This is a genomic window from Streptomyces sp. Qhu_M48 (assembly GCF_051305195.1).
GTDB lineage: Bacteria > Actinomycetota > Actinomycetes > Streptomycetales > Streptomycetaceae > Streptomyces.
The window spans coordinates 4,959,735-4,972,068 of sequence record NZ_CP195432.1 but is presented as its reverse complement, the minus strand read 5'-3'; the positions used below and the strand labels follow the sequence as shown (position 1 = coordinate 4,972,068).

The 12,334-nt window shown below is 75.1% G+C and carries 9 protein-coding genes and 1 pseudogene; 8 read left to right on the top strand and 2 right to left on the bottom strand.

Features of this window, described 5'->3' with window-relative positions; all coding sequences use genetic code 11:
• Positions 1–11 precede the first annotated feature (11 nt).
• Positions 12–563 carry a DUF1990 family protein gene (locus tag ACRRSS_RS22505; RefSeq protein WP_435972926.1) on the bottom strand — a complete coding sequence of 184 codons (552 nt, stop codon included), beginning with the start codon at positions 561–563 and terminating at the stop codon, positions 12–14.
• Positions 560–1,447: a YndJ family protein gene (locus tag ACRRSS_RS22500; protein ID WP_435975399.1), complete on the bottom strand. Its 888-nt coding sequence runs from the start codon at positions 1,445–1,447 to the stop codon at positions 560–562. Before ACRRSS_RS22500 ends, ACRRSS_RS22505 begins: the two co-directional genes overlap by 4 nt.
• 208 nt (positions 1,448–1,655) lie before the next feature.
• On the opposite strand from ACRRSS_RS22500, the gene ACRRSS_RS22495 reads away from it, so the two are divergent.
• The 8 genes and pseudogenes from ACRRSS_RS22495 (at position 1,656) to ACRRSS_RS22460 (ending at position 12,321) form a co-directional block, all read left to right on the top strand.
• On the top strand, positions 1,656–2,852 hold the full coding sequence (locus ACRRSS_RS22495; RefSeq protein WP_435972925.1) for a DUF6777 domain-containing protein: 1,197 nt from the start codon (positions 1,656–1,658) through the stop codon (positions 2,850–2,852).
• 49 nt (positions 2,853–2,901) lie between these two features.
• On the top strand, positions 2,902–4,998 hold the full coding sequence (locus ACRRSS_RS22490; RefSeq protein WP_435972924.1) for a SpoIIE family protein phosphatase: 2,097 nt from the start codon (positions 2,902–2,904) through the stop codon (positions 4,996–4,998).
• Positions 4,999–5,290: 292 nt separating this feature from the next.
• Positions 5,291–6,631, top strand: a pseudogene (locus ACRRSS_RS22485) (wax ester/triacylglycerol synthase family O-acyltransferase); the annotation flags it as partial.
• A gap of 277 nt (positions 6,632–6,908) precedes the next feature.
• Positions 6,909–7,781, top strand: a complete 873-nt coding sequence (locus ACRRSS_RS22480; RefSeq protein ID WP_435972923.1) for an Fpg/Nei family DNA glycosylase — start codon at positions 6,909–6,911, stop codon at positions 7,779–7,781.
• A gap of 47 nt (positions 7,782–7,828) precedes the next feature.
• Positions 7,829–8,581 carry a LytR/AlgR family response regulator transcription factor gene (locus ACRRSS_RS22475; RefSeq protein ID WP_435972922.1) on the top strand — a complete coding sequence of 251 codons (753 nt, stop codon included), beginning with the start codon at positions 7,829–7,831 and terminating at the stop codon, positions 8,579–8,581.
• A 114-nt stretch (positions 8,582–8,695) separates the two neighbouring features.
• On the top strand, positions 8,696–9,109 hold the full coding sequence (locus ACRRSS_RS22470; RefSeq protein ID WP_435975398.1) for a hypothetical protein: 414 nt from the start codon (positions 8,696–8,698) through the stop codon (positions 9,107–9,109).
• An 87-nt stretch (positions 9,110–9,196) separates the two neighbouring features.
• Positions 9,197–11,116, top strand: a complete 1,920-nt coding sequence (locus tag ACRRSS_RS22465) for a cation acetate symporter (protein ID WP_435972921.1) — start codon at positions 9,197–9,199, stop codon at positions 11,114–11,116.
• Positions 11,113–12,321: a histidine kinase gene (locus ACRRSS_RS22460; RefSeq protein ID WP_435972920.1), complete on the top strand. Its 1,209-nt coding sequence runs from the start codon at positions 11,113–11,115 to the stop codon at positions 12,319–12,321. The genes ACRRSS_RS22465 and ACRRSS_RS22460 overlap by 4 nt, the downstream gene beginning before the upstream one ends.
• Positions 12,322–12,334: the final 13 nt, after the last annotated feature.

Genomic DNA, 12,334 nt, shown 5'->3' with positions numbered 1-12,334 from the left:
TCGGCCTGGGATCAGGTCCTGACGAGGCGCCGGAGGGTACGGCCCAGGTGTTGGGCGTACGTCCGCTGGAGCAGCGGGACGAGGGGGCCGCCGAGCCGGGTGTACCAGGCGGCGGGGCGGCTGAAGGCGGTGACGGCGAACCGGACCGTGCCGTCGGGGTCGAGATGGACCATGAACGACTCCTCGCCGCGCTCCGGGTGTCCGGTCAGGGTCCCGTAGGCGAAGCCGACGCGGTCCTCCTCGTACGCGGTCCAGATCACCGAGCAGGGGGCGCCGAGCCGGAGCGGGCCGATGCCCGCCGAGACCTCCAGGGTGACGCCGGGCTCGGCGCGGTCGGCGTCGGTGAGGACGTCCGCCCCGGAGACGCGGTGCATCCGCCAGGTGGTGACGGCGGCGCCGGCGGTCTCGAAGGCGGCCCGTCCGTGGCCGACGACCGCGCTGTACCGGAGGTGGTGGTAGCCCTCGGGGAGGGCCGCCGGGGTGCGGGTGGCGCCCACCTCGCCATAGGTGAGGGTGGGGCGGGGGCGGTCGGGCCGGGACAGGCTTTTCATGAGGCGGGTCATGCCGGAAGCTCCGTTCGCGGGCGGGCCGGGTGCGGGGGCGTGGGCGGGAGGGGCGTGGTGCGGTCCGCCCGGAGGCGGCGGTGGGCGAGCAGGGCGCAGACGGTGAAGCCGAGGGCGTTGCCGAGCCCGTGCGTCGCGGCCGTCCAGGTCAGGCCGAGGTGGGGCAGTCCGGTCGCCTCGCCGACCGCCCAGCTCAGCGCGAGCAGCATGGTGACGACGAGGATCAGGGCCGAGACGGCGAGCAGACCACGGGTGAGACGGTCGGTCGCGGCCACCGTGCGGCGCTCGCGCATCGTCAGTACGGCGACCGCCGTCATGCCGGCGGTCAGGACGACGGCCCCGGCGAGCTCGGCCCAGTCGTCGACGAAGTAGCCGAGCAGGACCAGCAGGGTGCCCGCGGGGACGCTGAGCGCGGCGAAACGGGCGGCGGGGCCGTCGGAGACGCGGCAGAGGAGCCCGGCGACCAGGGCGGCGCCGAAGCCCGCGAAATGGAAGTGCGGGACGGTCAGGGCCAGGATGTCGAGGTCGAAGCCGAACAGCGGGTAGGAGGCCCGCTCGGCGACGAGCGCGAGACCGGCGACGGAGGGCGCGACCAGGGCGGTGAGGACGGCCACCTGGGCCGGCCGGAGGGAACGGGTCAGGAACAGCCGGGCCGGGGCCTGGAGCGCGAGTGCCAGGGTGGCGAGGGCGTAGACGGCGGCGAGCGCGGCCGACAACCCGGAGCGGGGCAGCCAGAGCGCCAGCGCCCCGGGGGCGGCGAACACCGGCCAGGCGCGCCGGAGCACGGTCCACCCCGGTGGTCGGGGGCCGTCCAGGAGGGCGAGCCCGGTCGGGACCACCCAGAACATGCCGAGCGTCACGACCGAGGCCACGAGGACCGACAGCGCGGTCATGTGCCACCACCCCCACTTGAACGCGTTCAACTGTCATTCGCAGCGTAGGCCCTTTCTTGAACGTGTTCAAGTGGGCTGCCGGTGTCGATCGACACGGTCGGCCGCCCTCCGCTTGCGGGACCCCGGGCGCTGCGACAGACATGAGGGACTGGCCGGAACCGGGCGCCGTGGCCCGGGGGAGAGAAAGCGGGAGAACCAGGTGCGCTCAGCCCCACGCCGGACACGGCGAACCCCCACTTCCGCCGCGCCCCCGCGCGCCGGGGCCCGCTCCGCACTCGCGGCGGTCACCGCCTCCGTACTGCTCGCGGGGTGCACCTCCGTGTGGGAGGGCTCCGGCGGCGGCGCCCCGCCCGCCGCGGCCGGAGCCCCCGACGTCCTCCTCCAGCCGGTCGCGGCCGGGGGCCCCGACCCCTTCACCGCCTCCACGGCCCGCCACACCGCCTCCGCGCCCTCCGGGGAGCGAACCCCCGACCCCACCGCCGAGTACGTCCGCGAGGTCACCGGCTCCACCCCCGGGCTCTACGGCGGCACCCGCGCGGAGGGCAGCTGCGACGTCGAGCGGCAGGTCTCCTTCCTCGCCGCCGACCAGGACAGGACACGCGCCTTCGCCGAGGCCGCCGGCGTCCCCGAGGCCGGCGTCGCCGCGTGGCTGCGCGGACTGACCCCCGTCGTCCTGCGCGCGGACACCAGGGTCACCAACCACGGCTACCGCGAGGGCGCGGCCAACGCCTTCCAGGCCGTCCTCCAGACCGGTACGGCGGTCCTCGTCGACCAGTACGGCTCCCCGCGCGTCCGCTGCGCCTGCGGCAACCCGCTCCGCACCCCCACCGCCGTCCCGGACGGCGTCCACCAGGGGGACCCCTGGGACGACTTCGACCCCGACCGGGTCATCGTCGTCCGGCCCACCACCACCGTCGTCACGAGCCTCGTCATCGTCAACGCCGCCGACCGCAGCTGGATCGAGCGGCGCACCGGCAGCGACGGCGCCGAGGACCGCAAGCCCGCCGTCGAGCCCACCTGCGACCCGGACACGTGCGCCCTGACCGGCCGGGGCACCCCCGACCCGACGGCGCCGGGCACCGCCCCGCCCACCTCCCCCGGCACCGGCTCCCGGCCTCCCGTCCCGCCGCCTCCCGTCCCGTCGAGCCCCGACGCCTCCGGGACCGGGGGCACGGACACCGAGCCGAGCCCCGCGGACCCGGCCCCGGACCCGTACCCGGTCCCCGAGACGGAGCCCTACCCCGACCCGTACGACGACCCCGGCACGGAGCCTTACCCCGACCCGTTCGCCGAGCCCCCGGCCGAGTCGCCCACCGTGCCGGACGGCGAGCTCCCGCCCGAGGAGCTCTTCCCGGCCGGGCCCGCCCCTGAGCAGCCCGAGACCTTCGAGGGATGAAGCGGATCTTCCTGGTGCGCACGGGCGGGGCTGCGCCTAGCGTGGCCCCATGAACGTGGGCAACGGGGGAGGGGAGCCGGCCGAGCGGCTCCCCCGCGGGCCGCAGGGGCCGGGAGAGCCGGGGGCGGGCGCCGGGCTCCTGTCGGAGTACGCCGCCGCCTTCCGGATGGGCGGCTTCGACTGGGACCTCGTCGCGGGCACGATGCTCATGGACGAGGTGGCCCTCGACGTCTTCGACTTCGATCGCGAGGAGTACGACGGCCGCCCCGAGTCCCTGGAGAGCCGGGTCCTCCCGGACGAGGGCCGCCGCCTCGACACCCTGGTCACCCAGGCGCTAAAGGACGGCAGCACGCAGTACGGCGCGTACTTCCGCATCCGCCGACGCGACGGCAGCCACCAGTGGACCCACACCCAGGGGCTCGTCCAGCGGGACGGCAGCGGCCGCCCGGTGCGCATCGTCGGCGTCGTCCGGGACGCCACCCACGAGCTCAGCGAGTCCGCCGCCCGGCTCGGCCTCGACGAGGGGCGCCGCCAGCGCGCCGGCGTCGTGGAGGGGACCACGGCCGCCCTCGCCTACGCGCGGACCGTGCAGGACGTCATCGACCTGCTCAACGACTCGCACGCCCTCGAACACTTCGGCGCCGCGAGTCTCGTCATGGGCCTCCTGGATGCCGGCCGCATCCAGCTGGTCGCCGAGGGCCCCGAGGGCGCCTTCGTGCCGGGCACCCGCTTCACCCGGGTGGACGAGCCGTACCCGATGAGCGAGGTGATCCGCACCCTGCGGCCGCGGTTCATCGAGTCGGGCCGGGACTTCGCCGAGTCCTTCCCGGTGCTCTGGCCGCACATCAGCGGACTCGGCATCACCGCCGCCGCCTACCTCCCGCTCATCGCCCAGGCCCGGCCCATCGGCGCTCTCGGGCTGCTCTACAGCGACAAGACCGGATTCAGCGAGGACGAGCGGACCCTGCTCGTCGCCCTCGGCAGCAGCATCGCCCAGAGCCTCCAGCGGGCCATGCTCTACGAGCAGGAGCACGACCTCGCGGAGGGGCTCCAGCAGGCGATGCTGCCGCGCCGGATCCCCGAGGTGCCCGGCGCCCAGACCGCCGTCCGCTACCGCTCGGCCCGGCTCGGCCGCGACATCGGCGGCGACTGGTACGACATCATCCCGCTGCCCGGCGGGCGGGTCGGCGCCGTGATCGGAGACGTACAAGGGCACGACACCCACGCGGCGGCCGTCATGGGACAGCTGCGGATCGTGCTGCGCGCGTACGCCGCCGAGGGGCACACGCCGGCCACGGTGATGGCCCGCGCCTCCGTCTTCCTGCACGAACTGGACACCGAACGCTTCGCCACCTGCACCTACGCGGAGGTCGACCTCGGCACCGGCGTCGTCCAGGTGGTCCGGGCCGGCCATGTCGACCCGCTCGTCCGGGAGGACGACGGGCGCTGCCGCAGGGTCCCGGTGGAGGGCGGGCTGCCGCTCGGGCTCTCCGCCGAGTTCGGCCGGCTCGACTACCCGGTCACCACCCTGGAACTGGACCCCGGACAGACCCTGATGCTCTACACCGACGGCCTGGTCGAGAAGCCCGGCGCCGACCTCGACGAGGGTCTCCAGTGGCTCTCCGCGCTCGTCCGGGGCGGACCCGCCGACCTTCAGGAACTCGCCGACCACCTGTGCGACGTGGTCGCCGACCGGGGCGGCGAGGACGACGTCGCGATCCTCCTGCTCCGTCGCGAGGGCGTGGTCGCCGGCCGCGGAGCAGGCCGGTTCCAGCAGCACGTGGCCCAGAGCGACCCCGAGGCGCTGAGCTCCGCCCGGCACATGATCAGGGCCGCCGTCCGGGCCTGGGGGGCCGAGGAGCGGGCGGACGAGATCGAGCTGGTCGCCGACGAGCTGATCACCAACGCCCTGATGCACACCGACGGCGGGGCGATCGTGACCCTGCGGATCCTCGGCGGCGCCGAGCGGCGGCTCCGGGTGGAGGTGGAGGACCGCTCCAGCGCCCTGCCCCGACGCCGCGAGGCGGGGGAGGCGGGGGTGTCCGGGCGGGGACTGCTGCTCGTCGACCAGATCTCCGACGTCTGGGGCGTGGAGCCGCGCGGCAGCGGCAAATGTGTGTGGTGCGAGTTCGCCGTGGAGAGCTGAACGCCGACTTCAGCGCGGAGGGGCCGAACCGCCGACTTCAGCGCGGAGGGGGTCGAGCCGATGAATCCACCATGGAGCGGCTGAAGCGACGACTTCACCACGGACCGGTGCGAGTGGACGACCTCACCACGGACGGGTCTAGCCGATGACTCCACCGTGGAGAACCGAACCGTCGGCCGAGCCGGTCGGCCGACTCGGTTAACTGAGCGTGAACTGATCGTACTTGACCGTAACTGTCTGTACGCGATTGACTTCGCTCTTCCAGCTTTTCGTGCAGGATGTGAGGACCCCCGTGAGCAGCGAGCTACTGGCACCGCTTGACCTGGCCTTCTGGCACCTCGAATCCACCGCGCACCCCCTGCACCTCGGGGCCCTCGCCCACTTCGGGCCCGCCCCCACCGACGGCGGCCACGAGCCGCCGGACGTCCTCGACCTGCTCGCCCGCCGCGCCGCCGCCGTCCCCCGGCTCCGGATGCGGGTCCGCGACGTCCTGATCCCCGTCGGCGGCGCCGCCTGGAGCGCCGACCCGGACTTCGACGTACGCCACCACGTCCACGAGCTCACCCTCCCCGGGGCCGACTTCCCCGCCGAGACCGCCCGGCTCGCCGCCGAGCTCATGGAACGTCCGGTCGCCCGCGGCCTTCCGCCCTGGGAGATGTACCTCCTCAGCGGCGCGCCCGACGGCTCCTTCGCCGTCCTCGTCAAACTCCACCACGCCCTCGCCGACGGCATGCGGGCCGTCGCCATCGGCGCCGGGATCTTCGACGAGATCGCGGCGGGCCGCCGACCCGCCCGACGCCCCCGCCCCGTGCCCCCGCGCTCCTGGCTCCCCGGCCCCGGACGGCTCCTCGGCATGGCCAGGGACCGGATCGGCGACCTCGGCCGGGCCGTCGAGGTCGGCGCCTCCGTCGTCCGCGCCAGCCGCCTCGACGGACGCCCCACCGCGGCGCTCGCCGCCGAGTCCAGCGGGACCCGCCGGATCGCCACCGTCACCCTCCCCCTCGACCGCGTCCAGCGGATCCGGCGCGCCACGGGCGGCACCGCCAACGACGTCCTCCTCGCGATCGTCGCCGGAGCGCTCCGCCGCTGGTTCGACGGGCGGGGCCTGCCCTTCCCCGGAGCCGACCCCCGGGCGCTCGTCCCCGTCTCCCGCCGCCGCCCCGGCGCCCCGGCCGGGCCCGGCAACAGCCTCTCCGGATACCTCCTCGACCTGCCCGTCACCGAGCCCGACCCGGCCGCCCGGCTCGCCGCGGTCCGGCGCTCGATGGACCGCAACAAGGCGGCCGGGCCCTTCCGGGGGGCCGGAGCCGTCGCCCTGCTCGCCGACCAGCTTCCCCCGCTCGCCCATCGCTTCGGCGCCCCCCTCGCCTCCGGCGCCGCCCGGCTCCTCTTCGATCTCCTGGTCACCCAGGTGCCGCTGCCCCGCTCGGCGCTCTCCCTCGGCGGCGCCCCGCTGCGCGCCCTCTACCCGATGGCCCCGCTGGCCCGCGGTCAGTCCCTCGCCGTCGCCATGTCCCCGTACGGCGGCCAGGTCCACATCGGTCTCGTCGCCGACGGCGAGGCGGTCCCGGACCTCGACGCGCTGGCCGCCGCGCTCACGGCCGAACTCGACCTGCTCGACCCGGCCGTCCTGCCGCACCCGGCGGACCCGGCGGACCAGACGGCGCCGACGGGCCCGACGACGGACCTCGTGGAGCCCGCGACGGACGCGACGGACGTGGTGGACATGGTGGAGGCGACGGACACGGTGGACGCGGGTCCGGACGCCGACGCGACGGACACGGTGGACGCGGCTCCGGAGCCCGGCGCGACGGAGACCACCGCCCCGACGAACCAGACGAACCATCCGGGGCAGAACACCTAGCCCTGTCCGGCGGGCGTCCCCGTCCCCCGTCGGGCAGGGTGGAACCATGCCCGAACTCCCCGAGGTGGAATCGCTCCGCGCGTTCCTCGACACGCACCTGGTGGGCAAGGAGATCGCCCGCGTGCTGCCCGTCGCGATCAGCGTCCTCAAGACGTACGACCCTCCCCTGAACGCCGTCGAGGGCGCCGAGGTCACCGCCGTCGGACGGCACGGCAAGTTCCTCGACCTCACCACCTCGGGACCCGCGGGCGAGCTCCACCTCCTCTTCCACCTGGCCCGCGCGGGCTGGCTCCGCTGGCACGACCCCCTGCCCTCGGGGCCGCCCAAGCCCGGCAAGGGACCGCTGGCCCTGCGTACCGCGCTCACCGGCGGCGACGGCTTCGACCTCACCGAGGCGGGCACCACCAAACGGCTCGCGGTCCACCTCGTGCGGGACCCCCAGGAGGTGCCGGGCGTCGCACGGCTCGGCCCCGATCCGCTCGCCGACGACTTCGGCCCCGAGGAGTTCGCCGCCCTGCTCGCCGGCGAACGGCGCCAGATCAAGGGCGCCCTGCGCGACCAGAGCCTCATCGCCGGCATCGGCAACGCGTACAGCGACGAGATCCTCCACGTCGCGAGGATGTCCCCGTTCAAACCCACCCAGAACCTCACCCCGGAGGAGACGGCCGCCCTGTACACGGCGATGCGGGCCACCCTCCACGAGGCCGTCGACCGCTCCCGGGGAGTCGCCGCCGGCAAGCTCAAGGCCGAGAAGAAGAGCAACCTGCGCGTCCACGGCCGCACCGGCGAGCCCTGCCCGGTGTGCGGGGACACCATCCGCGAGGTCTCCTTCAGCGACTCCTCCCTCCAGTACTGCCCCACCTGCCAGACCGGCGGAAAGCCCCTCGCCGACCGCCGCCTGTCGAAGCTCCTCAAGTAGGCCTCCGCCCCGGGGAAGGCCCACGGCCTCCCGTTACACTCCGCCGCATGCTGCGCGTACTGGCCGTCGACGACGAGGCACCCGCCCTCGGGGAGCTGCTCTACCTGCTGCGCGCCGACCCCCGCGTCCGCACCGCCGAAGGGGCCGGCGACGCCACCGCCGCCCTCCGCCGGATCGGGCGCGCCCTGGAGACCGGGCCCGACGGCGACGAGGCGATCGACGTCGTCTTCCTCGACATCCACATGCCCGGCCTCACCGGGCTCGACGTCGCCCGGCTGCTCGCCGGCTTCGCCCGCCCGCCGCTCGTCGTCTTCGTCACCGCCCACGAGGGCTTCGCGCTCCAGGCCTTCGACCTGAAGGCCGTCGACTACGTCCTCAAGCCCGTCCGCCGCGAGCGGCTCGCCGAGGCCGTCCGCCGGGTCCACGACCTGGTACACGCCACCGCCGCCCCGGCCGCGCCCGCCGCGCCCGAGCAGATCCCCGTGGAGCTCGGCGGGGTCACCCGCTTCGTCTCCGTCGACGACATCGCCTACGTGGAGGCCCACGGCGACTACGCCCGCCTCCACACCGACCACGGCAGCCACCTCGTCCGCATCCCGCTCTCCACCCTGGAGGAGCGGTGGGCCGCCCGGGGCTTCGTCCGCATCCACCGCAGCCATCTCGTCGCCCTCGCCCGGATCGACGAGCTCCGGCTCGACGGCGGTGCCACCTCGGTCCGTGTCGGCGACACCGACCTGGCGGTCAGCCGACGCCACGCCCGCACCCTGCGGGACCTGCTCATGCGGCGTGCCGGAGGCTGAGCGCCTCCCCGGCCACCCCCTACCGCAGGTGCTCCCACCTGCGTAGACTCCACGCGTCCCGGGCCCCGAGGGCCGCCGCCTCAAGGGAGTCGAGACATGCCGGAGCGGACGCCGATGCCCGAGCAGCACCCTCGCCCGGCCTCCGGCCGGGTGGACCCCCAGCGCAGACCCCGCCGCGAGACCGTCACGTACGCCTCCGCCCACGGCGCCGGGGCCGCGCCGGGGTCCGCCCGGCGGCGCGCCGTCCATCCGCCGGCCCGCTCCGAGATCGACGAGCAGACCACCCTCGGCCACACCTACGTACGCTCCCTGATGCGCAGCCAGCTGCGCGCCGCCCTCACCGCCCTCGGGGCGCTCGCCCTCCTCGTCGGCCCGCTGCCGCTGCTCCTGGCGCTGCCCGCACCCGAGGCCCTGGTCTGGGCCGCCCTCGGCGTCGGGGTCTACCCCGTCGTCTGGGCGACGGCCCTCTGGTACGTGCGCCGCGCCGAACGCAACGAGCGCGACTTCACCGGCCTCGTCGAACGGTGACGCGCCCCGCATGAACGAACCCTCCCCACGGGCCCCGGACCGAGCCCTCGGCGGTGCTCCCGCGCACGTGTCCCGCGCGGTGCACCCGTGAACCAGACCTACGCCGTCGCCGCCGTCACGGCCGTCGTCCTCGCCACCGTCCTCATCGGCGCCCTCGGGCTGCGGATCTCCCGTACCACCTCCGACTTCTACGTCGCCTCGCGCACCGTCCGGCCCGGCCTCAACGCCGCCGCGATCAGCGGCGAGTACCTCTCCGCCGCCTCCTTCCTGGGCATCGCGGGGCTCGTCCTCGTCCAGGGCCCCGCCATGCTCTGGTACCCGGTCGGCTACACCGCCGGCTACCTCGTCCTGCTCGTCCTCGTCGCCGCCCCCCTGCGCCGCTCCGGGGCGTACACCCTCTCCGACTTCGCGGAGGCCCGGCTCGAATCCCCGGGGGCCCGCAAGCTCGCCAGTCTCTTCGTCGTCGGCATCGGCTGGCTGTACCTGCTGCCGCAACTCCAGGGCGCCGGACTCACCCTGGAGATCCTCACCGGCGCCCCTGACTGGGTCGGCGGACTGCTCGTCGCCGTCGTCGTCACGGGGACGGTCGCGGCGGGCGGGATGCGCAGCATCACCTTCGTGCAGGCCTTCCAGTACTGGCTGAAGCTCACCGCGCTGCTCGTCCCCGTCCTCTTCCTGCTCGCCGCCTGGTACGGGGACGGGGCGCCGAGGGCCCGTTTCGACGCTCCCGCCGCGCTGCGCGGCCACACCGTCGTCACGGTCGCCGACTCCGTGCGCGTCGGGCTCGACGAGCCCCTCACCCTCACCGTCACCGGCAGCGTCGACTCCGTCCGGTACGAGGGCGGGACCGTGACCCTCGCGCCCGGCACCCACCACGTCCTCGGCGGCACCACGCTCGCCTTCGCCCCGGGGGCGGCGCTGCCCGAGCGGAGCGGCAGGGGACCGGCCGAAGAGGTGTCCGACGGGACCGACCCCCTCGGCTGGTCCCAGCCCCTGGCCGGGGGGCGTGACGGACACCAGCTGTACGCCACGTACGGACTGATCCTCGCGACCTTCCTGGGCACGATGGGCCTGCCGCACGTCGCCGTCCGCTTCTACACCAGCCCGCACGGCCGGGCCGCCCGCCGGACCACCCTCGTGGTGCTCGGCCTGGTCGGCGCCTTCTACCTGCTGCCGCCGCTCTACGGCGCACTCGGCCGGATCTACGCCCCCGAACTCGCCCTCACCGGCTCCGCCGACGCCGCCGTGCTCGTCCTGCCCGACCGCGTCATCGGCGGACTCCTGGGGGATCTCCTGGGAGCGCTCCTCGCGGGCGGCGCCTTCGCGGCCTTCCTCTCCACCGCCTCCGGGCTCACCATGTCGGTCGCCGGGGTCCTCACCCAGGACGTGCTGCCCTCCCGGGGCGTACGGCACTTCCGCCTCGGGACCCTGCTCGCCACCGCCGTCCCGCTCGCCGTCGGGGTGTTCGCGTCGAAGGTCCCGGTCGCCGACGCCGTCGGCCTCGCCTTCGCCGTCTCGGCCTCCTCCTTCTGCCCGCTGCTCGTCCTGGGCATCTGGTGGCGGCGGCTCACCCCGCCCGGCGCCATGGCAGGGCTGCTGCTCGGCGGCGGCTCCGCCCTCGCGGCCGTGATGGCGACCCGGGCCGGGCTCGCCCCCGTGGGCTGGCCGCACACCCTGATGGCCTGGCCGGCCGTCTGGTCGGTGCCGCTCGGCTTCCTCAGCATGGTCCTGGTCTCGCTCGCGACACCCCGCCGGGTCCCGCCCGGCACCCCGGCGCTCCTCGCCCGTCTCCATCTGCCGGAGGAGATCACCTTGTCGGAGCGGAGCGCCCTCGCGGAGACGACCGGGACACCGGAGGGGAGCGGTGTGCCGGAGGGGAGCAGAGGGCCGGCGGGGCCCGGCGCGTCGGAGGTCACCGACAGGCCGGAAGGGCCCGGCGCGTCGGAGACGACCGGCGGGCCGCGGGGGGCCGCCGGTCCCGGCCCCGCCCAGGAGGTACGCCGATGAGCGGCATCGCCCTCGCCGCCGCGGCCGCCGCCGGGGCCGTCCTGCTCGCGGTGGGCTTCGTCCTGGGGCGGCTCGCCGCCCGGCGCGCCGGGCGAGACGCCGACCCCGACCTCGGCACACCCGTCGAACGGGCCACTTTCCACACCCTGCACACGGCCTCTCTCGCCGCCCCGCCGCTGCGCGCCGGACTCACCGAGGAGACCGCCCGCAAGGCGGCCGGCACCCTCCGCTCGCTGCTGGGCACCGAGGCCCTCTGCCTGACCGACCGGGGCGCCGTCCTCGCCTGGGACGGACCGGGTGAGGAACACCACCGCGCGCACGTGCCGGAACAGGTGGCCGAGACGCTGGAGACCGGCCGCAGCCGGTCCGCGCACACCGGGTGCGCCGACCCGGCCTGCCCCTTGCGCTGGGCGGTGATCGCCCCCCTCGCGGGGGAGGACGGTGTGCTCGGCGCGCTCGTCGCCTACGGTTCGCGGGAGTCGGCCGTCCTGGTGCGGGCCGCGACCGAGGTGGCCCGCTGGGCCTCCGTGCAGCTGGAGCTGGCCGAGCTGGACCGCTCCCGCACCCGGATCGTGGAGGCCGAGATCCGGGCGCTGCGTGCCCAGATCTCCCCGCACTTCATCTTCAACTCCCTCGCCGCCATCGCCTCGTTCGTCCGCACGGATCCGGAGCAGGCCAGGGAACTCCTGCTCGAATTCGCTGACTTCACCCGCTACTCCTTCCGCAGGCACGGCGAGTTCGCCCAGCTCGCCGACGAACTGCGCTCCATCGAGCAGTACTTGGCGCTCGCCGGGGCACGCTTCGGGGACCGCCTCAAGGTGACCCTGCAGATCGCCCCCGAGGTGCTGCCGGTGACCCTGCCCTTCCTCTGCCTCCAGCCCCTGGTGGAGAACGCCGTGAAGCACGGCCTGGAGGACCGGGAGCGGGGCTGCCGGGTCACGATCGCGGCCCGGGACGCGGGCGCGGAGGCCGTGGTGACCGTCGAGGACGACGGCATCGGCATGGAGCCCGAGCTGCTCCGCGCCGTCCTGCGCGGCGAGCACCCGGCCGGCTCCGGCATCGGCCTCTCCAACGTGGACGAGCGGCTGCGGCAGGTGTACGGGGCGGAGTACGGGCTCGTCATCGAGACCGGGGTGGGGGCGGGGATGAAGGTGACGGTGCGCATCCCCAAGTACCGTCAGGGAGTGCACCGTTCGGCGCCCTGACGGAGACCGGCAC

Bases quoted from the DNA above. Each gene is read 5' to 3' on its own strand.
- ACRRSS_RS22470 (WP_435975398.1), top strand. From the start codon at position 8,696: ATGCCCGAGCAGCACCCTCGCCCGGCCTCCGGCCGGGTGGACCCCCAG.
- ACRRSS_RS22490 (WP_435972924.1), top strand. From the start codon at position 2,902: ATGAACGTGGGCAACGGGGGAGGGGAGCCGGCCGAGCGGCTCCCCCGC.
- ACRRSS_RS22460 (WP_435972920.1), top strand. From the start codon at position 11,113: ATGAGCGGCATCGCCCTCGCCGCCGCGGCCGCCGCCGGGGCCGTCCTG.
- ACRRSS_RS22475 (WP_435972922.1), top strand. From the start codon at position 7,829: ATGCTGCGCGTACTGGCCGTCGACGACGAGGCACCCGCCCTCGGGGAG.
- ACRRSS_RS22480 (WP_435972923.1), top strand. From the start codon at position 6,909: ATGCCCGAACTCCCCGAGGTGGAATCGCTCCGCGCGTTCCTCGACACG.
- ACRRSS_RS22505 (WP_435972926.1), bottom strand. From the start codon at position 563: ATGACCCGCCTCATGAAAAGCCTGTCCCGGCCCGACCGCCCCCGCCCC.